Genomic DNA, 25,268 nt, shown 5'->3' on the forward strand with positions numbered 1-25,268 from the left:
GGGTCGCCGTCGCTTGGGCAAGTAGTGACGCCGGAGCGGCGAGGAGAAAGACGCTGCGGGGACCTGAGCGCGGCGAAGATCGCGATACCGACCAGGACGAGTGACGGACCTTCGCTGATAGTGGGAAGCCTATCAGGCAATGCAAACACTAAGATCGTGCGACGAATGCCCACTTTCAGCCGGACAAGCCAGAGTGGCGCGACCAGTAAGTCATTGATTGTTCTCGACCCGGGGCTGACTCTTAATCAGCGGGTCCCAGGTTCGAGCCCTGGTGCGCCCACCACCTTTAAGAGATTGGCCCGCAAGGGCTTTTTTAAATTCTTCGATAGAGCAAAGCGCGTCTGGTGCTACGTTTTTTGTTGGAGTGGACACGGCCGGTTTGCTATTCGGTTTTCCCTAGTTTCTATATCTTCACCAATTCGATACAGCGCGCAGATCCGATGAGACAAGTCGGTCACGTGCTTGTCGTAGAATAGGAAATCGGAGCGGGCAAAACGGACGGTGTGTTCTGTCCCTCGCAGCAAGATACCGCTGCAGAACCACAACCAGAAGCAGAATGTTCCGGATCTGGCCCGCGAAACGCAATGCGCAGTTCGATGCGGCGGCGCAGCGATCGCCGGCGGAGTCATGCGCAAAGATCCGTTATGCACGCACGAACTAGCCGGCTTAACCTCTTTCGCGTCAGCCGCGCTTTCGCTCAGAGGGTAACGTAAACTCCACGACCTCGTGCTTGTCGCACGGATCAGGTGGCTGATTTTTCTTCACGATCAGCTCGAGCTCGAGAGCCTCGAAGGCGAGCTCATCCGCCAAGCGCTTGAACAGCTCGCGCTTTTCTATGTCCGTCGCCCGCTGACTCATCAGCGTAAATTCTCTGGCGTCAGCGCGGACCTTTTCCAAACGTCGTCGGAGGTCCTTCATGTGTGTCGGCGTAGCTTTTAGTAATATCCTCGGCCCGAACAATCAGTTTGCTTGTTCGGATCCACCGGGAGACAACTGCCGAAGCTCGATACTGGTTCTATGTGCACCGCTAATTCGCCGCTCTTAGTGCTGCGATATTTAGCCATGCTCCATGACCCAGCCCCGGTTCAGGGATTGCAGGCTGAGGTCGGCCGTCCTGGCTGATGAGCCATCTCTGTCCGGCTCTCGCCCGATGATGCATAGACTAGCATACCTGAAGGGCCTGAATGTTCGAAAGCGCACAGACGCGAGTGTTGCGCCCGACTAGGCTGCGAGCGATCCTGGGCGTTCGCGAAGCGCACAGGCCCAACGGCATCGGCGGATGCCAAATGTGCCGGCTGCGGCGACGCGGTTCCGTCCGCGAACGCAGAGTTGCCGGCTGCGTGCCGGGTATGAGGCAGGAATAAGCTCGGCAGATTAGATCAACGATGGTCGTTCTCGTGCGTAGTTTCCTTCTCATAGTGGGAATATGGCTGCTGGTGAACGTTCTGTTCGTTGTAGCTGTCCTGCCCTCGCGCACACCGGCATCTACTCGGCGCGCAGCAATTCCATCGCCGGCGACGATCAACACGACGGCCGGTCGCTCGGATGGTCACGACCCACCACTCGTGCAGCGCGGGATGACGCCGGTTCCAATCAGAGTTCTTTTCGCCGTCCTCGTCCTTCCAGCCCTTCGGGCGTGGAATGCGGTTAGGCGGCACTTCAAAAGGCATCGCGACTAGACGCGGCCATCGCGCGCTTGAGATTCGCGTCGATGTCTTCACTGCGCCGCGGGCCCCCCGAGCGATTCAGCGAGACCGTCAGCCAGATCGCAAGTGCGGTCGCTATGGCCATGGCTCCAACCATAGTCATGACCCGCGTTAAAGCGATAATGTGAAAATCTCAGATCGGGAAATAGCCGGCGCCAGCATTCCCAACCCAAAATGCCGCAATCGGCGCTCAATTTGTCTGCCGCTTTTGAGCTGAAGCCTGATCGATCAGGAAATCGTCCAAGTCTCGGCCGCTTCGAAGCTGCGGCCGCAGCCATCGCGGCTGCCTGCCACGACCCGACCATGTCTCCGCTGGGTTCTTCGGATTGCGATATTTGGGACGGACGGGCGGATATGGACGGCGGCGCTTGTAATTGAGCCGTGTGACCTCGCTGGCCAGTCTAATGCTGCGCAGCCTTTCCTCCAAACGTGCTTTTTGCACCAACATTTTCTGAGTGAGTTTGGCGGCGACCTCTTGGTGAAGGGTCCAGAGCTCGTCAACGGAGAGCGAATTAAAATGCGCGGTGTTCATGGCTCCAATCCGAATCTTGGGCAGAAGGCCCGGGCACACAAGTCGGGAATCAGGGAGCAGGCAAGCCGTCAGTTAAATATTGATCGTACAATCCACATTTAAATCCGCTAGGTGGCAGGGAAAAAGGCGCGACGATGGTAATATCGTGATGGAGTATTTAATTCGTAGCGGGGGTGTCCACGTATCGCGACATCCACGAACTCATCCCTCGGCAAGTTTTGCTTTGGTGTTCGGGAACGGGCGCAACTATCGCGATCGACCGGGCGGCTAAGCCGCGGATCGAGGCCGGCGCAACTCAGATGACCCGATGAATCCATCGGCCTATCCCCTTGTTGCAGGCATCCCTGGAGTGCTGGACCGGCATATCAATTAGGTGGCCAAGAATACCATTAATTCATCGCGTTGCCCGATTTAAGCCGCATGGGGGCCGTTGTCGCCGCTAAGGCTCAAGCGGGGGCGCACCCGGGAGTTTCCGATGTCCGGACAGTTGCGATTGTACTTCGCCAGTTTGCTCCTTGTCGGAGGTTTTTCGGCGACGCCTGCGTCTTCCAATCCTCTAACCGATTTCTTCAATACTGCTACGTCCCAACCCACGGTAACCACCTCTCCGCCGCAAGCCGAATGCGCGCCGCGTCCCGGTACCTCGACCAGTGGCGGACAGCATTGGGTCTACCGAACGGACGGTCGTCGCAGATGCTGGTTCCTGGCCGAGGGCATCGCGACGGTGAAGAAGCCCATTCGGGCTCCCGCGGCCAAAGACCGTAGCGCCAGTTTCGACGAGAACCGGACCACGCAGACCACGCGGAGCGTGATCGTTGATGCGCGCGCGGAGTTGCTGCGCTCTGCACCGCCCGAGCAATCTCAGACGCCTGTAACGGAAATGCAGGTAGCAGATGCCACTTCCGATCTCGGCACGGGTGCTGCCCTGATGTCGGAGGCTCCCGTCGGAGATATTCCCCGCAACCAGCTCAAGCACGAACACTCCGTGCCGGTTCAAGTCAACGTTGGGCAGTTTCTCGCCGCCGCGCCTGCCGACCCACCTCAAGATATGCCGCTGGGCCCGCGCACTGCAGAGGGGCACGACGAAGCGCGCAGCTGGACGGGCTGGCTCGGTGGGCTGCTGATGACGCTTGGTGGCCTCTCGCTCTTAAGCTCGAGCCACACGCTTCGGCACGCAGTGAGACTACGCCACTGAGGTGGCGACATACGAGGTACTGCCGCCGCGCGACCGACGGATTGAACGAGCAGGTATCGCCGAACTGCCACACGTACAATGGTTCCGTTGCATCGCACTTAGTTTGGCGCTGCCTTAACCGGACATTCGGGTACGATGATCGTCACCTTTTTGGATCGGACGCATCATGCGGTATAAGGTTTTCGTGGTGGACGGCAGCCGGCAAGTGATCTGCACTGCAAAGCTCGACTGTATTGACGAGCAGGCGGCGAGACGCCGAGCCGACCAAATGCATGACGAGCACGACGTTGAGCTTTGGGAAGGCGATCGGCTCGTTGCGGTGTTCCGAAGTGCAACGTCGAATGAAAGTCGGAGCTAACGCCCGACCCTGAATGGGCGTCCGGTCTCGCCGCCGAGTTCGTTCATTGTGAGGCACCCGGCCTGGCTGGTTGGCGACGCGTCGTAGCGACGTCATCGCCGAGGCTCGCTAGGCGCAGATGAAGCCGCCCAGTCCTCTTTCAAGGTAGAGGTGGACGCGAGGAACGCGGGCAATCCGTGCATCGAATCGCGCGAGTGAGCCGGATCATCCTTCGGATCCGGCGGGTCTCTAAACGGCTCTAGCTCTGCCGCTCGCTTTGGTACGCCGCCTTCTGCCGATTGGTTCTGTTTCTAGATGTCGGAGCTTACTTCGAAGTTTCTCCACCTCTCTGAGCTCCTCCAGAAGCGCCTGGTGCCGTTCGCTCAGAACAGCACTAGAAGAAATTTGACGCGTACTCGACATCACATGCCTCAGAAAAGGACTTAACTAGGAAGTCGACGAAAAACGGAAGACAAAGAACGCCCGACTGAAGCTCAATGAGCTATGGCCGCGGCCGCCAGATGCTCCCAGTACTCTGCCTCTGCAAGCAATTTCCAGCTTCGCGCAGGTTGGAGTACGGCAGTCTGACGGCAAAGCAAGGCCATTGCGCGAAAGCGGCGGGCAGCTTCCATTCCAACCTCCCATGTTTTCTTTTTCCCAACATATTTTTTAATTTTGTGATGGAGTCATCATGATTATATACGATAACAAAATAATCGTTTGTTTTGCTTTTCTCCGCACCCAGGGTAGATGCGCCGGCTACCGAGCCCGTAACAATGATGGCGGGTCCTGGCTGCGCGCTACGCTCTAGAGCGTACCACCATCCCGCGATGGTCCGCCTCGCAAGGTGGCGTCCAGGAGCCTCTATGATTGCGGCACACCGGTGCAACTGACGGGAATCATGCGGCTACAGGCAGCGATCAGTGCGATCGGAATTTTCGAAGGGATCACCTCACCCGTGGTGCACAGATGTGCTGTTCGCGCCGCCCCACGTCGGCGAAACTTGCTCCATGCGCGCCGGCCTGGGCGCAGCATCGATGAATCTTATTAAACGCTGCTCATCCGTAATAATCCGGTGATTCTTTGCCGGCTCTCAGCCGGCGCTCTTGTCGGGATTCAATTGTTGGGTCGGCTATCGTATTTGTATTGCGACGGTTTTGTCGATTGTTGGGTCGTCGCGACGGGTTATTTCGCGGTAGCTTAATATGAAATATGTATTATATATTAAATGTTGACGATAATAGACATTTAATGAATAGTTTGTCGCTGGCGGGGCCGGAGATAAATCCGCAGCCGCTGAAGTTGCCAAGGTGTCTGAAAAATCCATCTTGAAGGAAGGGATTCCTCCTATGTTGCATCATTTCATCGAGACCAAGGAAGCGTTGAAGCGTCTGCGGACGGACCAGGACGGCGTGGTGTCATTCGAGTACATCATCGTCGCGGTTTGCATCATCGGCGCAGTGTCGGCTGTGTTCGGCGTTGGTGCCGGCGGTGCGATCGGAACCGCGCTGACAGGCGGGATCACCGCGATCACCACCGCTTTTACTGCGGCGGTCTGATACGGCCGTCCGGCCAGAGGGGGGCATCGGAATGTGTCCCCCTCCGAATGTTATTCTCTCCATTCTTATTCTTGCTGTGCCTTCCACCACCCTGAGGCATGCATGAGCTGGGTTTCTTCCATCGTCTCGATACTGGAAATCTCGTTGTTGCTGTATGTCGCAACGCTCGACGTCGCGACCCGCACGATCCGAAATGACGTCTGTCTCTTGCTGGCGCTGCTCGGGATCGCCCGTCAGCTTGCCAGCCCAATGCAACTTGCCGAATCCCTCATCGCCGCGACGATCATGTTCCTGCTGCTGCTCGCGCTCTACCAGCGTGGCGGGATTGGCGGGGGCGACGTCAAGTTACTGGTAGCTTTGGCCATTGGCCTGCCGCCGACGGGCTTGATTGAGTTGCTGACGGTAACCACGCTGGCCGGGGGCGTTCTTGCCCTGGTGCATCTGGTGATGCGCGTCCTGCCATATCCGAGGTTGGCGCCGGTCGGATCGTCGCTCGCACGCCGCGTCTACGCGATCGAGCGCTGGCGCCACGTGCGACACGCGCCCCTGCCTTACGGGGTGGCGATAGCGTGCGGTGGCATCTGGACCATCTCGAGCAGAGGATTTTGACATGTCATCCACGTTGCGCCTCTCGATCATCCTGGTGCTCTTGCTCGCAACCACCGCATTCGGGCTGATCGCCTACAACATGAACCTGCCGAAACAGGTTCCTGTAACCGTTACGGCGCAAGGGCCGGCGCCTGCTTCGACTGTCGGGTATTTTGTCGCGGCACGTCCCCTGTCGAAAGGTACATTGACCCGCGAAGACGATTTCGCCGTGCGCTCGGTGTCGCCTGAACGCCTCCCTGCAGGAGCGATCCTGGAAACACCGGACTCGAAGGCCGGACTTCCCGGCTCTCTGGTTCGCAAGTTCGTCGACGCTGGCAGTCCCATCACCTTGCAGGACGTATTGCGACCTCGGGATCGAGGCTTCCTGGCCAGCGTCCTGGCACCGGATAGCCGTGCAATCAGCATCAAGGTGGACGAGGAGTCTGGCGTGTCGGGGCTGATCAGGCCGGGTGATCATGTTGATGTCTTGTTGACCCAGGTGTTCGAGAAGGCAGATCCCGCGCGCCGGGCCCTGAGCGAGACCGTTCTAGGAAACGTTCGAGTCATCGCGATTGATCAGGAAATCATGCAGGGTGGCCGAACCGTAAGCTCGGTAGCCGGCTCGGTGGCCGGCAAGCAAGCGCAGACTGTGTCGTTGGAGCTTGCCCCGGACCAGGTCAAGAAGATCACGGTCGCAAGGCAGCTCGGAACGCTTTCCCTGGCGGTGCGGGCCGCAGTCGAACAGTGGGATACGGCGGACACTGGCGCGATGTCCAGCTGCGATGTGTCGCCGGAAATCGCCCGCCAAAATGCGATTGCCGGCCGGACTGCAGCGGTCGTTGTTCATTCCGGTGGTCAGATAAAGCAATACTCGGTCAGGAAACAGGAATCTGCCGACGGCGACGTTCCGATCAACTGCGACGGGTCCGAAGTGTCTCGCCGCGGAGCGACGATGGTGGTTCAGGCAGGCAAGTTGCTGGAGAAACGTTGATGAGCGTTAACATAGCGGCCATCAGTACACCTGAAGAACCAACGTCTGTCGTCGCGCGCAATCGAATCGTCTGCTTCGTCAATGACGAACTGAGTGCCGCGGCTCTGCGCAAGGGCCTTGAAGGCAGCAACATTTCGATCAAGCGGGGCACGATCCGCAATGCCATACGGATGCTCGAAACGGACACCGAACTATTCGCCCTGGTGACGGACATCAGTGGAATCGATGATCCATTTGCCGAACTGGAGCGGCTGGCCGGCGTCTGTCCGCCCGATGTCCGGGTGGCTCTGATCGGTGAAAGCAGGGAGATCACCTTCTATCGCGCGCTTATGGAGCTCGGCCTGACCGAGTACCTGCCGAGACCGATCACGCGGGACATGGTGCTGGACCAGCTGCGCCCAAAGCTGCTTGGCGATCGTGCGCCGGCGCCGACCGACCGAGGCGGGCATGTGATCTCGATCTGCGGCGCGCAGGGCGGTGCCGGCGCAACGAGCATCGCCATCAATCTCGCGCTGCAACTGGCCGAGACCACCAAGGCCAAGGTCGCGCTGCTCGATCTTCATCTTCAAGGCGGCGAAACAGCCGTGATGCTGGGTGTTCAGCCCGGACCAGGCCTGCGCATCGCCCTGGAGAACCCGATGCGGGCGGACACGTTGTTCCTCGAGCGCGCCGCAATTGCAGTCAACGAGCGGGTTAGCCTGATTTCCGCCGATGAGGAACTGGATGCTCAGCTCGACATCACCGAAGCGGGCGTGAGGCACGTCCTAGGCCTGCTCCGCCAACGATTCAACTACATCGTTGTCGATGTCCCGGTCCCGTTTCCGTCATCCATCCATCCGGTGATCTCTCTTTCCCGGCACGTGCTGGTGCTGCTGGAGGCGGAGGTGACCGGACTTCGCAATGCCCACGCACTACGGACCGCCGTCACCAACATTGCCGGCAGGGATCGGGTCTTCACCTTGCTGAACCGTGCCAATCGCCCGGGCGGCCTTCCCAGGGCCGCGGTGGTCAAGGCGTTGGGGACAGAGCCTGACATGGTCGTACCCGATCTCGGGAAGGGCATGACCCAGGCGGTCAATCTCGGAATTCCCGCGCTGAAGCACGTATCTGCACTGCGACGCCATCTCGCGCCGATCGTACGGGAGATCACGGGGCTCGGCGCCGAGCAGAAGGGACGGCTGAGGAGGCTGCTGGGGCTATGAGAAGGTTTGGTAGGCGCGACGAGGAAACGCCGGTTCGCTTGCCTGCATCGACGCCGAGCTTGGCTGCAACGACGCCAAGCGTGCCTGCATCAACCTCAAGGCGCGACGAGGCTTCGATTGACCGGCCGGTGATGCCAGCTTCACTGCGCGAACGCGTCATCGAGCAGATTGAGCCATCGGTGGCCGCAACTGTTTCGCGTGACGTCCTTCGGCGCCAGATCGAGGAAATCATCCATGGCATCGCCAATGAGGAACGGCTCGAACTGTCGGGTCGCGAGCAGCTTCAACTGGCGGACGAGATTGCCGACGACATGACCGGCTATGGGCCGCTGCGTCCGCTTCTGCTCGATCAATCGATCAACGACATCATGATCAACGGGCCTAGTAACGTTTATGTCGAACGAGCCGGCAAGCTGGAGCGGATCGCGGTGCGCTTCCGCGACAATGATCACATCGCATCGGTGGCCCAGAAAATTGCCGCGCAAGTTGGACGGCGCATCGACGAATCCAGTCCGATGGTGGATTGCCGCTTGTCCGACGGCAGCCGCGTCAACATCATCTTCCCGCCGCTGGCGATCCACAGCCCCTGCATCTCGATTCGAAAGTTTCCGAGCCGCCGCCTGGATATCGCCGCAATGATCGAAAACGGCTCGATGACCGCAGCTGTCGGACAATTGCTGGAGATTGCCGCTCGGTGTCGGCTCAATGTCCTGGTCTCCGGCGGCACCGGGTCCGGCAAGACGACGCTGCTCAACGCCATGAGCCAGTTCATCGATCACAGCGAACGCGTCGTCACCATCGAGGATGCGGCGGAGTTGCAGCTCCAGCAGCCACACGTGATCAGCCTGGAGACCCGGCCTCCCAGCCTTGAAGGCACGGGGCAGGTGACACAGCGCGATCTGTTGTGGAATGCGCTGCGCATGCGTCCTGACCGGATCGTCGTGGGCGAGGTGCGCGGCGCCGAAGCGTTTGACATGCTGCAGGCGATGAACACCGGCCATGATGGTTCGATCTCCACGGTCCATGCCAATAGTGCTCGCGACGCCCTGACCCGCATCGAGAACATGGTGCAGATGGGGCAGGTGAATCTGCCGTCGCGAGCCATTCGAACTCAGATCGTCGCTGCACTGGATCTCATCGTGCAAGTCGAACGCATGCGCGATGGGCAACGTCGCATTATCCAGATCAGCGAGGTGATGGGGCTGGAATCGGATGTGATCACCACCAATGACATCGCAACTTTCGAATACCAGGAGGAGGACGAGCATGGGCGGATCTCGGGCACTTACCGGGCCACCCTTGCAGTCCCGAAATTCAAGAGCCGTCTCGTCTATTTCGGGCTCGATCGCGCCTGGGCCGAGGCAGTGAGGCAGATATGATACCTGAGGCCGTGATCGTCGCTGTTCTGGTGCTTGCGATGTGCGCAGCCGTCGGCTCGTTGTGGCTCGACGGCCGAGAGCGACGCATGGACCGCCGGCTGGCGGTCGCTCTACCGGCCTCCCATCCGGCCAGCCTGCCATCCATTCGCCGGGCGGAGACCGGCTCCCGATATCTCCTTCTCCACCGTTTGGCCAATTACAGGCCCGAGATGGTTCACGCCTGGCATCCGGCGTATGTGCTGCTTGCTGCCGCTATCGCCGTCGCAGCGATCTTCTACGCTAATCGCCTGCTGGGATTTTCCGTTTTCTACGTGTCTGTCGCGGCTGCGGTTGCCGCCGTGGTAGTCGTGCGAGGTCTGTTTGGCTGGCAGCAACGTCGCTTCGCCAGTCAACTTTTCCGGCAGTTGCCTGACGCCATTCAGCTGGTGACGAGTACGGTTCGATCGGGTCTGCCTGTGCACGAAGCGTTTCGCACCATCGCGCGCGAAATGCCGCAACCGACGTCTGGACAATTTGCAATCGTATGCAGCGAAATGAATCTGGGAAGACCTCCGGAGGAAGCCGTCGAAGGCGTCTATCGGCGAACGCAAGTGGCAGAGTATGCGATGTTTGCGGTGACACTTGCGGTTCAATTGAAGTCCGGCGGCAGCTTGGCCGAGACCTTGCAGACGCTGGGCGACACGGTGAGCCAGCGTGTTGCGCTCGCTGCTCGCGCCAAGGCGCTCGCGGGAGAAGTGATCTTTTCCTCGCGAGCACTCACGATCTCGCCCCTGATTGCCGGAGCATTGCTATACGCGGCCAATCCGCAGAACGTCGATTTGCTGTTCACTGACCCGACCGGAAACAAGCTTCTGGCTTACGCGGTAGCCTCGGTGCTCATCGGGCATCTGGTGATAAGTTGGATGGTCAGGCGGGAAACAGAACTATGACTTTTGGTCTCGGGCTGGCGGCCCTCGCAGTCGTAGCTGGAACGGCGGCCTTCATGTTGATCATCCGCGAACTACACGTCCGTGCATTGGACACGCGGGTCTCAAACGCCGTGATGGGTATCCCTTACCGGTCTGCCCCCTTCAAAGACCTGACCGGTTGGTTTTCATGGCTGGGCATGCGCTATCGGCGCTTCTACGCCGAGGAGAATCTGGAGGAGCTACGAACGGTCCTCCACTCATCTGGATTCAATCATCATAGAACCTTGCCGATCTGGATCGGCATCAAGATCGTCAGCATGTTCGCGCTGCCGGTCATTGCGCTGCTTCTGGCGCAACTTTCGGGAAGGAGACCTGCCGACGTGCTGGTCTTCACGCTGATGGGTGTGGTGATCGGAATCTTGGGTCCGCGATTGGCTCTGTCGGTGATGAAGCGGCGCTTTGATGCTGCCATTCGGCTGGGCACGCCGGATATGATCGATTTGCTGATCGTGTGCAGCGAGGCGGGAATGGGCCTGGAAAGCGGGCTGGGGCGTGTCGCCGAAGAAATGAAGTCGACCAATCCTGCCATGGCCTGGGTGCTGCACCGTCTCCTTGATGATCTCCGGATACTGCCAAGTCGCGTCGAAGCATTCGAGAATTTGGCGGTCACTTCGGATGGTCTTCGCCGGTTCGGCACGATGATCAGCCAGAGCTTGCAGTACGGAACGCCGTTGGGCCAGACGCTGCGAAGTATCGCGCTCGACCTGCGGCGGGAACGCATCACCAAGCTGGAAGAAAGGGCGCACAAGTTGGGCGCCAAGCTGACCATTCCGATGGTGCTGTTCCTGCTCCCAGCCATGTTCGTCATCATGGGGGGAAGTCCCGTTCTTCACCTCGTGCGTTCGTTCGCCAGCTTCGGAAAGTAGCCATGAGCACAATTGCCCTCTCCAAGAGCGGATCTTACGACCGGATCATGCGGCTGCTTGGCAGCTTGTGGTTCTTGTTGCTGGCTCTTTGCGTCGCCGTCAGGATTGGGGCGTCGCTGCACGATCCGTGGCCCTCGCTCTTGTCGAGCTTTTGCCTCGGCATCTTCTACATGCTCCTGGCACTGTTGATCATGACGCGCTCACCGGCAAAGGCGCATGCCGATGGCCTGCTTCCAAGAATAGCTGCCTTCGTCGGCAGCTATCTGCCATGGACGATCAGCTTCCTCGGCAAAACCGACGACACGCTGCCCAACCTGGCATCGACCGCCTGCGTGCTGGTCGGCACGATCATGATGCTTGTCACCATCCGACATCTGGGTCGGTCGTTCAGCCTGGTGCCACAGGCGCGCTCGGTGGTCCAGACCGGTCCGTATCGATGGATCAAGCACCCGCTCTATGTCGCAGAAGAAATCGTGGTGCTGGGCGTCGTGCTGCAATACCTGACACCGGTCACGGTGATCGTCCTGGTCCTGCATATCGGCATTCAGGTCTGCCGAATCCTTTACGAGGAAGACCTGCTTCGGCGCAATTGCCCTGAATATTCGAGTTACGAAGCATCACGTTGGCGAGTGATTCCTTACGTTTGGTGAGCGGCTATGCGTGGCCGGATTGTGGTGGACATGGTTCAGATCGCTGCGGCTCGGGTGACGCGATCGCACGTGGCAAGTCCCCGTGGAGGCAGGCGCGCGTATCGTAGAGGGTCCTTCGTCGCCGATCAGCGCGGCGCCGTCGCGTTTGAGACAGTCATCGTTTACATTTTCATGGTGTCGTTCCTGCTGATGCCGCTCGCCGACGTCGCTGCCGCGGGCTTCCGGTTTATCTCTGCGTGGTCGGCCTTGCGCTCATTCGGACAATACATTCAATACAAGAGTCCGCCCGACCCGGCGAACCCGGGGACCTGGGTGTCGACGCTGCAGACAACGGTCGCCGGGCATACCATCGGCAACATCCAGGTCATGTGCGGAAGCACAGCTTGCAACTCCGGCAACCTTGGTTTGACTCCCAAGTACTTTACGTTTTCGACGACCGTCACTTTGGCCCCGATTGTGTTGACGTCGGTGCTGTGCCCCAGCAGTTGCACGTACACGCTGCCTTACTCCGAACGTTTCCAGTAGGTGTTCTCATGCGCAGTCTGCTCCGTTCCAGACGAGGCTCGGCCGCATTCGCGACAGTGATCGCGCTGATTCCGCTCATCGGCGTGGTCGCACTCGGGGCCGAGGCGGGATCGTGGTACGTCACCAGGCAGCACGCGCAGAATGCCGCCGATGCAGCGGCCTACTCGGGCGCCCTGCGACTTGCATGCGACAATGCTGGTGTGCTCTGCGATACATCAGTGGACTATCAAGCAAAGGAATTCGCGGCGCAGAACGGGTTCTGCAACTCCGGTGACACGGCCTATCCGGGCACCAACTGTGCGACAAGCCTTCCAGCAGGAATCTCGCGCGCCGTGCAGATCGATATCGGCAGCTACAGTGCGGGTGCGTTCACAACGCCGCCCGCAGGAGGCGGCGGTAACGCCGTTCGCGCCCTCGTCAGTCAGCAACAGCCGGCCTACTTATCGGCAGTGCTGGGTTTGACGACCGTCAACATCCCCGCCCAAGCCATCGCTCTGGTCGAACTGCCGAGCAAGGTGTGCGCCTTGGCGCTCGGACCTGATCCGAACGGCGGCGGAGGGGCGCTTAAAATTGCCGGTAACGTCAGCAACAACGGCACGGGCTGCCCGATAATGTCGGATGCCAGTGTACAGTTTGCCAGCACTGCCTCTTTCACCGGTTCGGGGTGGGCCGTCTTGGGCGTAACGGGCTGTAGTCCAGCCAGCACCTGCGCCGATCCCGGCGTCACGCACAACTATTTCATGCCGTACGCCAACAATCCGCTCAGCAAATTGGATAGCCAATCGTTCAATAGCTTGACATCGAGCGGAAGGCCAAACGATTTGGCATGCAGTGGTACGTTGACGCCCAACACTCCGCCGAGCAGCACTAACCTGTACCGCAACCTAACGTGCACGACCGGGGACACGGTGGATTTTAGTCCGGGCACGTACTTTTTCTACAATGGGACAATAAAGTTCAATGGCGGAACCATCACCTGCAATGCCTGTAGACCCTGGCCACCGGCAGGCACGGGCGAAGGCGTCACTCTGGTATTACTCGGGGATTCGAGCATTTCCATCTCTGGCGGCGCCAGCGTTGAGCTGTCCGCTCCCTACACCAACACCTTCTCTTCCGATCTGAACGGCGTTCTGATTGATGATCAGGCGCCGAGCAAGAGCAGTAATAAAGTCAACATCACCGGCGGTACGGTAAGGCTGGGTGGTGCGATGTATTTCCCGCATGTCGACGTGACCTGGAACGGAGCGACACAAAGTACCAATACGACCTGTTCACAAGTGATCGCCCAGACACTCACCATGGGCGGTGGCGGCTTCCTGAGCACGGATGGATGTAATCCGGTCACCGTCCCTTACACCCAAGTTGTCCGCTTGGTGCAGTGATGAGAAAGCTCGATCAGCGGGGCATCGCATCGTTCGAGTTCATCCTCGCCTTTGTGTCCCTTTTTATGTTGATCTTCGCCATCTTCGATCTCGGACGCTATGCGATCACGATGCAGTCCTTGCGGACGCTCGCGAGCGCCGGGGCCCGAGCGGTCATGATCAGCTGCTACACGCCCGCCTTGCTTCAAAGCCCGCCTCAGTCGCCGTCAATCTGCGGGGGCGATCCGATGTCCACGACCGCTAAACAGACTGCCGCGCCGTTCCTGTATCGCGGCGGTCTCACGCCGACGCTGAGCGTGGCATCCAGCGGCAGCAACTTGACCGTGACCGCTTCTCAAGCCGGCTTCACCATGCTGATGCCGATATGGGGCACAGCACTCAATGCGCCGAGCGCGTCAACGCAGATTCCCTTTTAGGCAAAATATGGCAACGTGCCTTACCCATCTTGGCCGACATCGCCTCGGGTCGGTGCTCGAGCTGGACAAACCCCTCGGAATCGAACTGCGCCAAAGCAATCTGAGCCTGGCCAAGTGCCGTTTGGAGACGACGAGCCGACGCCGTTCGATCGTGAGCCACGACGGAATCTCGCGCAAACGTGGTCGTGCTGCAGCAGTTCTGAACGGAGCTGCAGAGAGAAATGATGCGCGCCCGCAACATTGGAAAGTTTTCTTTGCCACTTGAGGCTGTGCGGGAAGCGTCTCTTCTTGCAAGCAGGCAGCATCAAGGACGATGATCTTGGAAACGCGAAGTAACGAATTGTAGTCGGACATCTTGTAAGCTCTGCGGCGTGGTGCGCAGAGGGGAACTATTGGGGATGTCGAGCACGTAGATTTGCGGGGGAGCCGCGGATCGCAGTTGGGGGACTCGAATGGGTGGCGATCGCATTTCAGGTAAGATAAGGGAGCTTCTCGCCTTCAGCGTGATGGGTCTTGGCGCGGCGCTCGCCTCCTTTGCGTCCGCTGACCGCGCGATGGCGGCAGACCGGCGGGGCTTCTCCGGCGGCGGCGTCTTCGTCAGCGAAATGAACGACGTCCAGCGGGTCAAGGTGGTGGTCAACAAGTCACGCACCTTCAAGGTCGATACGGCTTTCGCAACTATCGTGGCCGGCTCGCCCGACATTGTGGACGTGAAGTCGCTCAGCGATCACCTGATCTACGTCCAGGGCAAGCAGACCGGCACCACCAACGTCATCCTGCTCGACTCCTCGATGAAGCAGATCGGCATCCTCGACGTCGAGGTCGTGATCGATACCGGCAATCTCCAGCAGAACATCCGCAGCAGCACTGGCGGGCACGGGATCCGCGTCTCGGCTTCCGAGGGCCAGGTGGTACTCAGCGGAACGGCCGCCGATGCGGTTACGGCCGAGCGGGCCATGGCGATCGCCACCAGCACGGTCGCGAAGGGGGGCACCGTCGTCAACGCGATGAGTGTCGCGGCGCCGCAGCAGGTGATGCTGGAGGTGCGGTTTCTCGAGGTCACCCGGGATGCCGGCCGCGACCTCGGTGTGAACCTGTACGCAGCGAATGCCAACGGGACCAACGTCGCGAATACGGGACGTGGCAATTTGAGCACTACGGCGGGCCGGCGACCGATTGGTGGTATCAACACCGCTAATAGCCCCCTGGGCGTTGGCGGCGGCCAAGTCGGTGCTTCCCCCACCGGTAGCCTGCCGTTACTCGGAACAGCTGGTACGCTTCTTGGCACAGCGGGCGGCATAGCTCCGATCCCGTTCGGAAGCTTGTTGACCAGCATCGTCCGAACCAGCAATGGCGGTTCGGTGGACTTGTTGATCTCTGCGCTGGAAACCAAAGGATTGGCTCGCAGGTTGGCCGAGCCGAACTTGACCACGCTTTCCGGAGATGCAGCGCGCTTCCTGGCCGGTGGTGAGTTTCCAGTGCCGATTCCGAACACGACCGCAGCCGGCTTTCCGACCATCACCATCGACTACAAGAAGTTCGGTGTCGAGCTGGCCTTTGTCCCCACCGTGCTCTCGCGGGGGGTCATCAACCTTCGGGTGGAGCCGTCGGTCAGCGAGCTTGATTTCGCCAATGCAGTGACGATTCAGGGGACGACAGTTCCGGCGTTGACCCGCCGCGATGCACGGACCACGGTGGAGCTGCGGGACGGCCAGAGCTTTGCGATCGCCGGCTTGCTGCAAACCCGCAACCGTCAGGACGTTTCGCAATTGCCCTGGATCGGCTCCGTGCCTGTGCTCGGAGCCTTGTTCAGCAGCAAGTCGTACCAGCAGGAGGAAACCGATCTCGTCATCATCGTGACGCCGCGCCTGGTCGCACCGGCCGCACCGGGTCAGCAACTGGCGTCGCCGCTCGACTCTCGCCTTCCGGCCAACGACGTCGATTTCTTCCTCAATGGCCAGATGGAAGTCCGCAAGCGTTACAATGACTACGTTAACTCCGGCGGCGACGTTAAAGGACCTTATGGTCACATCATCGCTCCCGAGATCACTGCGACCATTCCGGCACCGGCTGTTGCGAACCAGCCCGTCGTAAAAACGCTCAACTGAGAAGGAAGCGGGAGATGACCATCAGGTATCTGGCTGTGTTCGCACCGCTGCTGCTCGGGGGATGTTACGGGGTGGCCGGTCATGACGAGGTGGACCGCTATTTCCAGCGTTCAGACACCATCACGATGAGTGCCGGCAATGCCAAGGAGGTCAACGCGGTCACCCACACAATCCATCCATGGCCGCGAAACGTCGGTGATCGCAGGATCGTGCACGACGCCCGGCGCGTGGGCGCCGCCGTGACTCGCTATGGCAACACGAAACAGCCAGTGGATCAGCTTCCCGACATTGGCGATGCGACGAAACAAATGGGCGTGCGGACTGCCCCAACCCAGAACGTCAACATAGAAGGATTGGGGGCTGGATCGACTACAGGAGTATCAGTGCCGGTCGGCGGAGTAGGCGTAGGCGGCAGGTAACGATTTTTAGTGCGTGGTTTTGGCGATGTTGTTTGCGAACGGCGCAGTGAAGTTGCTGCGACGTGCGGGGGACCAAGGGGTTATGCGACGTATCATCTTCATGCTGACCTGTTGCTGGTTGGGGATCGGCCTTGCGGGGTGTGATCATACGCTTAGGCAGGCTGCCGTCGTCGCTCCCGTCGAGCCGCCTGGCGGCGACCCGGTGCAGGAGCCGACCGACGTCAAATATTATCCCTCGGACGAGCCGGTACGGCTGGGCTTGGAGCATTTCAACCGCGGCAGCTACGGGTTAGCTAATCGCTATTTCAGGGATGCGGTCGAGAAATCGCCGAAGGACGTGACGGCCTGGGTTGGACTCGCGGCGAGCTATGATCGGATACGTCGGTTTGATCTGGCTGACCAGGCCTATGCCCAAGCGATCCGGCTGGGCGGCGAAACCGTGCAGGTCCTGAATGACCAGGGATATTCGTACATGCTGCGCGGCAATCTGAGTGCGGCGCGCCGAAAGTTTGAGAAGGCCTATTCGCTCGACCCAGGCAACCCGGTTATCGCCAATAACCTCGAGCTTCTCAATGGCAGCCGGCGGTTCATTGAAAGACCACCAAACAACCAGCCTTAAGAGGGCGATCGACTACTGCAATCGCGGCCAGTTCCCGTCAATTGGGCCCAATCACAGCATCAGCGTGACGGCTGCCGCTGCGGACGATGACAACAACGCCATTGCGAACGGTAAATCTCGCGCCGAGCAGCTTCCGCACCTTGTCCGTGATCGGAGAGGAAAAGGGAACGGTTTCTCCCACGACGGGATCGCCGACCTTTGTCGTCTCAGTCGCGGGGCCAGCAACTGGTGCAGGCTTGATATAGTCTCGGACAAGCTGAATCTCTTCACGTGACAGGATGAGCGGAGCCTGGTCGGCTTGGATCTCCGAGGGCGGTTTGGGTATTCCACTGCTTGCCTTTTCGCGCATCTCATTCGTGCTTGCGATCTGATCGAGCCTGGCTACGCGCAGCTTGAGTGCGATGATATCACGTTGCAGTGTCGCGATCTCCAATTTGCGCGCGTTGACCTGCATGAAGACAATGATGGCGCAAACGCAACTCACGACGAAGCCGACGCTCAGCAGTGCGATCAACCAGCGCTCGAAGTTTCCCGTCGATCCCCCGGTCGTTCGGGGGAGTTGATCGCGCTGGAGATGGCGTCGCCAGATGCGACGTGCTCGGTCGATCCAATTGGTAGAGCCCGTTACGCCGGTCCCCGCCCGGCCCGACCCAAAATGCGCGGGCGACGAGGCGGCCTTCTCTCGGGCCGGTTCAACGGACGACGACGTGTCGACTTGCTCAAGCCCAGGATTGTCGGGGACGCGATCCGCCGTCGTCAGATGCGCGGCAGGGTGGAACGGATCCATCTGCTTATCGAGCCGGCCCATCTCCGCTCTCCATGCAGCCAATCTATCAACTCCGCCAGTTCCGCCGACGCGGCGGAATGAGGGTACCCGAGGATCCGATCAATCGGAACGGAAAAGGGTCCAATCCGTCGCGTGAGCCGCTCTAACGGTAGCTTGCAAGAGATACGGCGCCAACCAGATGCCAGGGTTTACCCCGCGGATGCTCCGACCGCGCGGATGGTAGCCGGTGAAATGCAGCACTTTGATCGTGCGACGAACGCCCACTTTCAGTCGGATAAGCCCGGTCGTGCGACCAGCAAGTCATTGATTGTTCTCAACCCAAGGCTGACTCTTAATCAGCGGGTCCCAGGTTCGAGCCCTGGTGCGCCCACCAAACAAATCAATGACTTGGCGAGAAAAACCGTTTGAGCAGCTGATTTTTCAAACGGGCTTTTGAGCAGCGATCAACCGGAACTTGGCGATGCGATGGGCTCACCCGAGTCATCACTAAGAGTTCGGGTTCTTGAGTTGCTGCCATTGCCCGGCGCGATTTCTGCTGGCAACCGGCATCAGTGGGCAGCAGCTCGGTCGCTCCGATGATGGATTGGAGCGAGAGTTTAAGTTTTTCAATTGGTTAGAGGGCCGCGTGGGCCCGATGTGTGCACCGCGAGATCAAGAAAAATCTCACCACAGCCAACGTGAGCAGGCTTGTGGCGCATTTGCAAAATCTGGATTTCCGAGGGCAGCAGGCCGGCGGGTGCTTACTTGCAATCTCAGCTGTTCGACGCGTAATGATCGAAGATCGTGGGTTTGACTCCCACTCTCTCCGCCATTTGCGCGGTTTTGTACGCCAAACGACGATTTCGTGCGCTTGGGTCCGTTTCGCGAGCGACTCGTCCATCTGCTGGTCGCCCTGGCCACGGCCCATCTCTGTAGGGTCGCGATCGGCACCGTTGGCACCCGTTCTTACCGAGCTCGCTTCATAGCCTCAGCTCAAAGCGTGACCGGCCAGCCCGTACACCCATGGCTCATTTTCCTTGCGGTTCAGGAATGGCCGGCCCTTAGACATCGTCGTGACGGTCTCGGTGATCGCGAGGCGGCTCTGTTGAAGGAAGTCGGCAAACAGACCCGTCTGCTCCCGCGTATCGACGCGGACGAATTGTCCCGCGAGATCCCTCAGATGCACGGCGGTGAGATGGATCGCGTCACAATCGTTGCTGGCGACGATCGGGCCGATCACATGACCGCGCCCGAATTCGCGCTTCATCGAAAAACCGACGGCCTCTCCGCCGCGGCGCAAGACGGAGATTGACGCGCCATCGGAAAGCAATGCGAGCAGCTTCTGCCGGTTAGTTCCGAAGGCGCGCTCATCCAGTGCCGCGATCTCTCCGATGCTCGCCGTGGACAGTGAAGTCAATTCACCGTCGAGAGCCGGCACCGGCGGAGGTGGTGAGACGAGTTCTCCCTGCCACATATATGCGGTGGCTTCCTTCGTGAACCCCAGCGACAGATACAGGTGATAGGCGGCATGGGTTGAGTTGAGGGCCAAATTTCGGTCGCCGCACCGCTCGAAAACCTGTTCCATGAGCCAGCGGCCAGTACCTTGTGCCTGGGTTCGAGGCGATGTGATCACCAGGCCGATCGTCGCGAATTCCTGGCTATAAGGGAACCACATCGCGCTGCCGAAAACGCGGTCTATGCCATCAACGGCGACGATGCCGTGGCCGGCGCGGCGCAGGAAATCCCAGTCCTTGGGGCGATGCGGCCAGCCGACACCGATCGAAAGCGCGTGGAGCAGCTTCACATCAACGTCGTTGATGTCCTTGGCCATCAGTTCAAAGGACTTCACGCGTACCGTTCGTCCCATTTAGCTCATCCATTCCTTTGCGGGGCTCAAAGCCTGCGGCCTATGCCCGCCGGCCTTCTGCTGCGTGCCGCACAAGCCCTCTTTTGCAGCAGCATAGCGCGGAACGCCAGCAGGTTTCGCCTGTTTGGCAGGCGGTATTCGGAATGTTTCGCCGCCAGTGCAACTCGATTCAGCAGGGAAAGCTACTGGTTGCCGCCTATCGATATCCGGCAACAGCACGCAGGGTGAGCCCCAGTGAACGTTGAAGGCTTCGCTGGAGGGCTCGCCGCCTTTCCAGCCCTCGGTGGCCGGCCATGCCGGTCTCAACGCGCCGCATCCCGGGCGAGGACCTGAGAGGACCACGTCGATGGCGTTCCTTTTCAATTCCGATGCTGCTCGGGCGGCTATTTTCCGGCAGGCCTTTGCGCGCGAGCTCCCTGATCTCGGGTTCTATCATTCCAGCGAATGCTTCGAGCCGGAAAAGATACAGTACCTAATAACCTGGAACGCGCCAGACGACGTCTCACGCTTTCGAAATCTGGAAATGCTCTTTTCCATCGGCGCCGGGGTCGACCAGTTCAAGCCAGAGACCATACCTGGCCACGTCAAGCTCGTGCGCATGGTCGAGGATGGCATCATATGCATGATGCAGGAGTATGTCGTGCTTGGGGTGCTGACACTCCATCGCGAGATGCTTGCCTATCGGGAGCAGCAGGGAAGAGGCCTATGGCAGGCTCTTGCAACGACCCAGGCTGCCGATCGGCGCGTCGGCTTTCTGGGCCTCGGCATGTTGGCGCAAGCTGCGATTGATCGCCTCAAGCCGTTTGGATTTCCGCTTGCCGCGTGGAGCCGCAGCAACAAGAAGATCGAGGGCGTCGCCTGCTTCCACGGCGATGGTCAGCTTGGCAGCTTCCTGAAAGGAACGGACATTCTCGTCTGTCTCCTGCCCCTGACGGAGCAAACAAGCGGCATCTTGAACGCACAACTGTTCTCTCTCCTGCCGGCTGGAGCAAGGCTGCTTCATGTCGGCCGCGGTCCGCAGCTTGACCAGGGCGCACTCATCGAAGCACTCGACAGCGGGCGCCTCGCCGCAGCGATGCTCGACGTGACCGATCCCGAGCCGCTGCCGGAAGCCCATGCGCTCTGGTCGCATCCGAAGGTAATCATCACGCCGCATATCGCGTCCGTGACGCAGCCGCATACGGCCGCGCAATCCGTCATACAGAACATCCGGCGCCACCGCGCCGGACGAAATCCGATCGGCCTCGTCGATCGAACGCTCGGCTACTAACAGGAAAGATGCCATGTCACTTCTGATCGCCATCGACACCAATCCGGACTTCGCACCGAAGAAGGCCGTGCCGGATCCCGAACGGCTCATTTCGGGCAATCCGTCCTTCAAGACCTGGGCGCAGGACGCCTCGAAGGGTGAGAAAGTGCTGACGGGCGTCTGGGAGGCAACCCCCGGCGAGACCCATTCGATCAAGGGCACCACCTTCGAGTTCTGCCACATCATCTCGGGTCTTATCGAAATCGAGGAAAAGGGTGGCGAGACGAAGACTTTCCGCGCCGGCGACAGCTTTGTGATGAAGCCGGGCTTTGTCGGGGTCTGGCGCACGATCGAGACCGTGCGAAAGATTTATGTCTGCCATTATGACTGAGCACGGTGCCTGACGGCGGCTTCACTGAACGACGGCCAGAACAATCGACTTTCGAGATACCGTCTGACCGGATTCGACGCCATCAGACGCTTCCTTCTCGATGAAAAATGCGGCGCGCGGTGCTGTATCGCTCGGTTGAGACGGCTTTGTCTCGCCAATCGCATATCCAGCAGTGATGGCGGTTTGACCCCAAGGTAAGGGAACAAATACATGGTTGCATTGAAAGACAAGGATCTGTTTCGCCAGCAGGGACTGATCGGCGGCCACTGGCGCGACGCGAGTGCGAAGGCGACGGTGGATGTCATCGATCCTGCCAGCCAGCAAGTTCTTGGCACCATCCCGGATATGGGGTGCGAGGAGACGAGGGCTGCCATCAACGCTGCGGCCGCTGCATTCAAGCGTTGGAAGACCAAGGCCCATGCAGAGCGTGCCGCCCTGCTGGAGCGCTGGTATGAGCTCATGCGACACCATGAGCAGGATTTGGCTCTTCTGCTCACGCTCGAGCAGGGCAAGCCACTGGCGGAATCGCTCGGCGAAATCCGCTATGGGGCATCATTCGTCAAATGGTTTGCGGAAGAGGCGCGCCGGATCAACGGATCGACGATCCCGTCACCCACGGTCGATCGCCGCATTCTGGTTTTGAAAGAACCGGTCGGCGTCTGCGGGATCATTACGCCCTGGAACTTCCCCAACGCGATGATTACACGCAAAGTGGCGCCCGCGCTGGCTGCGGGCTGCACCGTCGTCATCAAGCCCTCTGAATTCACGCCGTTTTCGGCCCTCGCGATCGGTGTGCTGGCGGAGCGGGCAGGAATTCCACCTGGCGTGATCAACGTCGTGACGGGCATGCCCGCGGACATTGGCAAGGAGCTGATGGCCAATGAGACCGTCCGCAAGATCTCGTTCACGGGATCGACCCGCGTCGGCGCGCTGCTGATGAAAGGCGCCGCCGACAACATCAAGCGGCTCAGCCTCGAGCTCGGCGGCAATGCGCCGTTCATCGTCTTCGACGATGCCGATATCGACCGGGCCGTCGAGGGCGCGATTGCGTCGAAGTTCCGCAACGGCGGACAGACATGCGTCTGCTGCAATCGCATTCTCGTGCAATCAGGCGTCTACGATACCTTTGCACAGAAGCTCGCCGGGAAGGTCGCGAAAATGAAGGTCGGCGCAGGTACCGAAGAGGGGGTCACAATCGGTCCGATGATCAACGGCGCGGCGATCGACAAGATCAAGCGGGCACGTCACGGATGCCCTGGACAAGGGCGCAAAGATCATCTCGGAGAGTGAGGCGGTGCCGGAAGGTCGGCAATATGCCCGGCCACTCGTGCTCGGCGGCGCGACGACTGAGATGCTCCTGGCGTCCGAAGAGACGTTCGGGCCGGTCGCACCGCTTTTCCGCTTCGAGACGGAGGAGGAGGCGATTGCGATCGCCAATGGCACGCCGTACGGCCTTGCGGCGTATTTCTACACTGAAAACCTGAAGCGTTCCTGGCGTGTTGCCGAAGCGCTTGAGTTCGGCATGGTCGGCCTGAATACCGGCCTGATCTCGACGGAGGTCGCGCCTTTCGGCGGTGTCAAACAGTCTGGATTGGGACGCGAGGGATCTCAGCTCGGGATAGAAGAATATCTCGAGAGCAAGGCGCTCCATGTCGGCGGCCTGGACTGAGCGTCCATCGGATCTGAAATAAGAAAGGGGGCGGCTGAACCGCCCCCTTTTCCTTGACCAGCGCAGATCTCTATTGAAGTTTTCCAAGAACTGAAGCGTCGCGAGGGATCCCGAAAAGACAGCGCTCAGGCGCTCTTGCGAAGAGGCTCCAGGCCGACTGCGGCAGCCAAGCCACCGATGCTGGAGACCTCGGTGTATTCATAGAAGGGATTCGCCGGCTCGTGACCGCGGTTCACCCATACCTTGCTCTTGATGCCCAGATCGTAGGCGGTCATCAGATCGTAGCGGAACGAGGAGGAGACGTGAGTGATATCTTCCGGGCCGCAGCCCAGCTTGTCGAACATGTATTCGAAGCCTTTCATGTGCGGCTTGTAGGCGCCAGTCTCTTCGGCCGTGATGACCGTGTGGAAGGGAGCGCCGAGCTTCTCCACGTTGGACATGATGAGGTTCTTCATGGAGTTCGACAAGATGACCAGCGGAATCTGCTTGGCAACCTTGGCCAGACCAGCCGGCACGTCGGCGTGTGGACCCCACGTGTGGATCTCTTCATTGATGCGCTGGGCATGCTCCGGCTTAAAGACGACGCCATTGCGCTTGCAGGCGCGCTCCAGCGCGTTGTGCACGACCTCGAAGTACGGTTTCCAGGCGCCGAGAACCTCGTCCAGGCGATAGGCTGAAAAGTCCTTGATGAGCCTTGCCATCGCCGCGGCAGAAAGCTCCGAGCCGTAGACACGGGTCGCGGCGCCGGCCATGTCGAAATTTGTCAGCGTCCCGTAGCAGTCGAAGGTGATGTATTTCGGTCTGAATGTCGCCATAGCTCCAATCCTTGCGATCTCGCACCGCTAGCCGGTACGACACACAGCCTAGCGAGCAACCGGCGAGATAAAGCGCCGATGTCGCGGTGGTCGGGAGCAGATTGTGTCGTATCGCATCGGAGCCGTGGCAGAGAGTTGCGCGACGACGGCTCTCCCCGTTTAGCCTCGATGCCGTCGCCGCACCATGCCGGCATAACATGCCGCAGTGGTGCCCAATCAAAGTCAAAACGCCCTCCGTCCGTGTCATGCCTGGGAGCAAGTGCTGTCTTCGGCAACTTATGTTGAGCCCGGACACAACGGGCTGTTCGCACAAACATCGCGGCCGATCTGGAGGACAATATGTTGAGCAACTCGCTAATTGAGCTCGATCGCGCGCATCTGATTCACCCGGTCTCTTCTTATCGCAGCCACGAGGCGACGGGCGTCCGCGTGCTGAAGTCAGGCAAGGGCGCGACGCTGACCGATGTCTCGGGACGCCAATTGCTGGACGGCTTTGCGGGTCTATGGTGTGTCAATGCCGGTTACGGACAGGACAGCATCGTTGAAGCGGCTACGCGACAGCTGCAGGAGCTGCCTTATGCGACAGGCTATTTCGGTTTGGGCTCGGACCCGGCGATCCGGCTGGCGGCCAGGTTGGCTGAGTTGGCGCCTGGCGATCTGAACCATGTCTACTTCACGCTGGGTGGCTCCGATGCCGTCGACAGTACAATCCGGTTCATCAGGTACTACTATCATGCCAAAGGGAGGCCGCAGAAGGACCAGTTCATTTCCGTGGAGTCTGGCTACCACGGATCATCGACGGCAGGGTCTGGCCTGACTGCGCTGCCGGCCTTTCATACGGGCTTTGGAGTGCCATACAACTGGCAGCACAAAATTCCGTCCCACTACGCCTATCGCAACCCTGTCGGTTCGCATCCCCAGGCTATCATTGCGGCGTCGGTCGCGGCCTTGCGGGCGAAGATCGCCGAACTCGGCGCCGAACGCGTCGCCGCCTTCTATGTCGAGCCGATACAGGGGTCAGGAGGCGTCCTCGTTCCGCCGCCGTCCTGGCTCAAGGCCATGCATGCGG

At 59.9% G+C, this 25,268-nt stretch carries 24 protein-coding genes and 1 pseudogene; 19 read left to right on the forward strand and 6 right to left on the reverse strand.

The annotated features are described in order from the left end of the window. Window positions 1–681: 681 nt before the first annotated feature. From ABIA45_RS38870 to ABIA45_RS38880, 3 genes are all read right to left on the reverse strand, one after another. Window positions 682–918, reverse strand: a complete 237-nt coding sequence (locus tag ABIA45_RS38870) for a hypothetical protein (protein WP_157284130.1) — start codon at window positions 916–918, stop codon at window positions 682–684. Between the two features lie 741 nt (window positions 919–1,659). After that, window positions 1,660–1,791, reverse strand: a complete 132-nt coding sequence (locus tag ABIA45_RS38875; protein ID WP_271543904.1) for a hypothetical protein — start codon at window positions 1,789–1,791, stop codon at window positions 1,660–1,662. A 105-nt stretch (window positions 1,792–1,896) separates the two neighbouring features. Next, entirely contained in the window at window positions 1,897–2,238 is a 342-nt protein-coding gene (locus ABIA45_RS38880; protein ID WP_074448231.1) for an H-NS family nucleoid-associated regulatory protein, read from the reverse strand. Window positions 2,239–2,713: 475 nt separating this feature from the next. Here ABIA45_RS38880 and ABIA45_RS38885 point away from each other — a divergent pair, with 475 nt between their 5' ends. The 15 genes from ABIA45_RS38885 to ABIA45_RS38955 all read left to right on the forward strand — a co-directional run bounded on the left by ABIA45_RS38885 (window position 2,714) and on the right by ABIA45_RS38955 (window position 17,442). Continuing rightward, on the forward strand, window positions 2,714–3,433 hold the full coding sequence (locus ABIA45_RS38885; protein ID WP_404655576.1) for a hypothetical protein: 720 nt from the start codon (window positions 2,714–2,716) through the stop codon (window positions 3,431–3,433). Between the two features lie 1,665 nt (window positions 3,434–5,098). Further along, on the forward strand, window positions 5,099–5,329 hold the full coding sequence (locus ABIA45_RS38890) for a Flp family type IVb pilin (RefSeq protein WP_404655578.1): 231 nt from the start codon (window positions 5,099–5,101) through the stop codon (window positions 5,327–5,329). A gap of 102 nt (window positions 5,330–5,431) precedes the next feature. After that, window positions 5,432–5,938, forward strand: coding sequence for a prepilin peptidase (locus ABIA45_RS38895; RefSeq protein WP_404655580.1), 507 nt, complete (start codon window positions 5,432–5,434; stop codon window positions 5,936–5,938). Window position 5,939: 1 nt separating this feature from the next. Beyond that, window positions 5,940–6,908: a Flp pilus assembly protein CpaB gene (gene cpaB / locus ABIA45_RS38900; RefSeq protein WP_271543913.1), complete on the forward strand. Its 969-nt coding sequence runs from the start codon at window positions 5,940–5,942 to the stop codon at window positions 6,906–6,908. Then, a complete protein-coding gene (locus ABIA45_RS38905; RefSeq protein ID WP_271543915.1) occupies window positions 6,908–8,110 on the forward strand; it encodes an AAA family ATPase in 1,203 nt (400 codons plus the stop codon). Before cpaB ends, ABIA45_RS38905 begins: the two co-directional genes overlap by 1 nt. Then, a complete protein-coding gene (locus ABIA45_RS38910) occupies window positions 8,107–9,489 on the forward strand; it encodes a CpaF family protein (RefSeq protein WP_404655582.1) in 1,383 nt (460 codons plus the stop codon). The genes ABIA45_RS38905 and ABIA45_RS38910 overlap by 4 nt, the downstream gene beginning before the upstream one ends. Then, window positions 9,486–10,418: a type II secretion system F family protein gene (locus ABIA45_RS38915; RefSeq protein ID WP_275500840.1), complete on the forward strand. Its 933-nt coding sequence runs from the start codon at window positions 9,486–9,488 to the stop codon at window positions 10,416–10,418. Before ABIA45_RS38910 ends, ABIA45_RS38915 begins: the two co-directional genes overlap by 4 nt. Further along, a complete protein-coding gene (locus ABIA45_RS38920; protein ID WP_404655584.1) occupies window positions 10,415–11,323 on the forward strand; it encodes a type II secretion system F family protein in 909 nt (302 codons plus the stop codon). The genes ABIA45_RS38915 and ABIA45_RS38920 overlap by 4 nt, the downstream gene beginning before the upstream one ends. A gap of 47 nt (window positions 11,324–11,370) precedes the next feature. Continuing rightward, window positions 11,371–11,973, forward strand: a complete 603-nt coding sequence (locus ABIA45_RS38925) for an isoprenylcysteine carboxylmethyltransferase family protein (RefSeq protein ID WP_225125395.1) — start codon at window positions 11,371–11,373, stop codon at window positions 11,971–11,973. Between the two features lie 30 nt (window positions 11,974–12,003). Next, window positions 12,004–12,498: a hypothetical protein gene (locus ABIA45_RS38930; RefSeq protein ID WP_271543925.1), complete on the forward strand. Its 495-nt coding sequence runs from the start codon at window positions 12,004–12,006 to the stop codon at window positions 12,496–12,498. 8 nt (window positions 12,499–12,506) lie between these two features. After that, a complete protein-coding gene (locus ABIA45_RS38935) occupies window positions 12,507–13,880 on the forward strand; it encodes a pilus assembly protein TadG-related protein (RefSeq protein WP_271543927.1) in 1,374 nt (457 codons plus the stop codon). Continuing rightward, a complete protein-coding gene (locus ABIA45_RS38940) occupies window positions 13,880–14,296 on the forward strand; it encodes a TadE family protein (protein ID WP_225143018.1) in 417 nt (138 codons plus the stop codon). Before ABIA45_RS38935 ends, ABIA45_RS38940 begins: the two co-directional genes overlap by 1 nt. A gap of 452 nt (window positions 14,297–14,748) precedes the next feature. Beyond that, window positions 14,749–16,404, forward strand: coding sequence for a type II and III secretion system protein family protein (locus ABIA45_RS38945; RefSeq protein ID WP_271543932.1), 1,656 nt, complete (start codon window positions 14,749–14,751; stop codon window positions 16,402–16,404). Between the two features lie 14 nt (window positions 16,405–16,418). Continuing rightward, complete coding sequence (locus tag ABIA45_RS38950) at window positions 16,419–16,823, forward strand: hypothetical protein (protein ID WP_404655586.1); 405 nt, start codon at window positions 16,419–16,421, stop codon at window positions 16,821–16,823. Window positions 16,824–16,905: 82 nt separating this feature from the next. Further along, window positions 16,906–17,442: a tetratricopeptide repeat protein gene (locus ABIA45_RS38955; RefSeq protein WP_085969012.1), complete on the forward strand. Its 537-nt coding sequence runs from the start codon at window positions 16,906–16,908 to the stop codon at window positions 17,440–17,442. Between the two features lie 37 nt (window positions 17,443–17,479). Here ABIA45_RS38955 and ABIA45_RS38960 read toward each other — a convergent pair whose 3' ends face one another. Continuing rightward, entirely contained in the window at window positions 17,480–18,250 is a 771-nt protein-coding gene (locus ABIA45_RS38960; protein ID WP_271543937.1) for a hypothetical protein, read from the reverse strand. A 946-nt stretch (window positions 18,251–19,196) separates the two neighbouring features. Next, window positions 19,197–20,075 (reverse strand): GNAT family N-acetyltransferase, encoded by an 879-nt coding sequence (locus ABIA45_RS38965; protein ID WP_271543939.1) that lies wholly within the window; start codon window positions 20,073–20,075, stop codon window positions 19,197–19,199. 346 nt (window positions 20,076–20,421) lie between these two features. Between ABIA45_RS38965 and ABIA45_RS38970 the strand changes: the two genes are divergently transcribed. The 3 genes and pseudogenes from ABIA45_RS38970 to ABIA45_RS38980 all read left to right on the forward strand — a co-directional run bounded on the left by ABIA45_RS38970 (window position 20,422) and on the right by ABIA45_RS38980 (window position 23,384). Beyond that, on the forward strand, window positions 20,422–21,345 hold the full coding sequence (locus ABIA45_RS38970; RefSeq protein WP_271544290.1) for a glyoxylate/hydroxypyruvate reductase A: 924 nt from the start codon (window positions 20,422–20,424) through the stop codon (window positions 21,343–21,345). A gap of 13 nt (window positions 21,346–21,358) precedes the next feature. Beyond that, window positions 21,359–21,715 carry a cupin domain-containing protein gene (locus tag ABIA45_RS38975; RefSeq protein WP_271543941.1) on the forward strand — a complete coding sequence of 119 codons (357 nt, stop codon included), beginning with the start codon at window positions 21,359–21,361 and terminating at the stop codon, window positions 21,713–21,715. A gap of 210 nt (window positions 21,716–21,925) precedes the next feature. Beyond that, a pseudogene (locus tag ABIA45_RS38980) lies at window positions 21,926–23,384 on the forward strand (NAD-dependent succinate-semialdehyde dehydrogenase). A 125-nt stretch (window positions 23,385–23,509) separates the two neighbouring features. Here the strand turns inward: ABIA45_RS38980 and ABIA45_RS38985 are convergent. Continuing rightward, on the reverse strand, window positions 23,510–24,199 hold the full coding sequence (locus ABIA45_RS38985; RefSeq protein ID WP_404655588.1) for a haloacid dehalogenase type II: 690 nt from the start codon (window positions 24,197–24,199) through the stop codon (window positions 23,510–23,512). Window positions 24,200–24,538: 339 nt separating this feature from the next. Between ABIA45_RS38985 and ABIA45_RS38990 the strand changes: the two genes are divergently transcribed. Beyond that, a partial coding sequence (locus ABIA45_RS38990) for an aminotransferase class III-fold pyridoxal phosphate-dependent enzyme (RefSeq protein WP_404655590.1) occupies window positions 24,539–25,268 on the forward strand: 730 nt, incomplete at its 3' end.

The sequence above is a fragment of the Bradyrhizobium sp. USDA 336 genome, assembly GCF_044908355.1.
Lineage (GTDB): Bacteria > Pseudomonadota > Alphaproteobacteria > Rhizobiales > Xanthobacteraceae > Bradyrhizobium > Bradyrhizobium yuanmingense.

Excerpts from the sequence above, each read along its gene's own strand:
- ABIA45_RS38875 (WP_271543904.1), bottom strand. The coding sequence starts at position 1,791 with ATGGCCATAGCGACCGCACTTGCGATCTGGCTGACGGTCTCGCTGAAT.
- cpaB (WP_271543913.1), top strand. The coding sequence starts at position 5,940 with ATGTCATCCACGTTGCGCCTCTCGATCATCCTGGTGCTCTTGCTCGCA.
- ABIA45_RS38910 (WP_404655582.1), top strand. The coding sequence starts at position 8,107 with ATGAGAAGGTTTGGTAGGCGCGACGAGGAAACGCCGGTTCGCTTGCCT.
- ABIA45_RS38940 (WP_225143018.1), top strand. The coding sequence starts at position 13,880 with ATGAGAAAGCTCGATCAGCGGGGCATCGCATCGTTCGAGTTCATCCTC.
- ABIA45_RS38955 (WP_085969012.1), top strand. The coding sequence starts at position 16,906 with ATGCGACGTATCATCTTCATGCTGACCTGTTGCTGGTTGGGGATCGGC.
- ABIA45_RS38925 (WP_225125395.1), top strand. The coding sequence starts at position 11,371 with ATGCGGCTGCTTGGCAGCTTGTGGTTCTTGTTGCTGGCTCTTTGCGTC.
- ABIA45_RS38975 (WP_271543941.1), top strand. The coding sequence starts at position 21,359 with ATGTCACTTCTGATCGCCATCGACACCAATCCGGACTTCGCACCGAAG.
- ABIA45_RS38985 (WP_404655588.1), bottom strand. The coding sequence starts at position 24,199 with ATGGCGACATTCAGACCGAAATACATCACCTTCGACTGCTACGGGACG.
- ABIA45_RS38915 (WP_275500840.1), top strand. The coding sequence starts at position 9,486 with ATGATACCTGAGGCCGTGATCGTCGCTGTTCTGGTGCTTGCGATGTGC.
- ABIA45_RS38950 (WP_404655586.1), top strand. The coding sequence starts at position 16,419 with ATGACCATCAGGTATCTGGCTGTGTTCGCACCGCTGCTGCTCGGGGGA.
- ABIA45_RS38870 (WP_157284130.1), bottom strand. The coding sequence starts at position 918 with ATGAAGGACCTCCGACGACGTTTGGAAAAGGTCCGCGCTGACGCCAGA.
- ABIA45_RS38965 (WP_271543939.1), bottom strand. The coding sequence starts at position 20,075 with ATGGGACGAACGGTACGCGTGAAGTCCTTTGAACTGATGGCCAAGGAC.
- ABIA45_RS38880 (WP_074448231.1), bottom strand. The coding sequence starts at position 2,238 with ATGAACACCGCGCATTTTAATTCGCTCTCCGTTGACGAGCTCTGGACC.
- ABIA45_RS38895 (WP_404655580.1), top strand. The coding sequence starts at position 5,432 with ATGAGCTGGGTTTCTTCCATCGTCTCGATACTGGAAATCTCGTTGTTG.
- ABIA45_RS38945 (WP_271543932.1), top strand. The coding sequence starts at position 14,749 with ATGGGTGGCGATCGCATTTCAGGTAAGATAAGGGAGCTTCTCGCCTTC.
- ABIA45_RS38905 (WP_271543915.1), top strand. The coding sequence starts at position 6,908 with ATGAGCGTTAACATAGCGGCCATCAGTACACCTGAAGAACCAACGTCT.
- ABIA45_RS38935 (WP_271543927.1), top strand. The coding sequence starts at position 12,507 with ATGCGCAGTCTGCTCCGTTCCAGACGAGGCTCGGCCGCATTCGCGACA.
- ABIA45_RS38920 (WP_404655584.1), top strand. The coding sequence starts at position 10,415 with ATGACTTTTGGTCTCGGGCTGGCGGCCCTCGCAGTCGTAGCTGGAACG.
- ABIA45_RS38960 (WP_271543937.1), bottom strand. The coding sequence starts at position 18,250 with ATGGGCCGGCTCGATAAGCAGATGGATCCGTTCCACCCTGCCGCGCAT.
- ABIA45_RS38885 (WP_404655576.1), top strand. The coding sequence starts at position 2,714 with ATGTCCGGACAGTTGCGATTGTACTTCGCCAGTTTGCTCCTTGTCGGA.
- ABIA45_RS38970 (WP_271544290.1), top strand. The coding sequence starts at position 20,422 with ATGGCGTTCCTTTTCAATTCCGATGCTGCTCGGGCGGCTATTTTCCGG.
- ABIA45_RS38930 (WP_271543925.1), top strand. The coding sequence starts at position 12,004 with ATGGTTCAGATCGCTGCGGCTCGGGTGACGCGATCGCACGTGGCAAGT.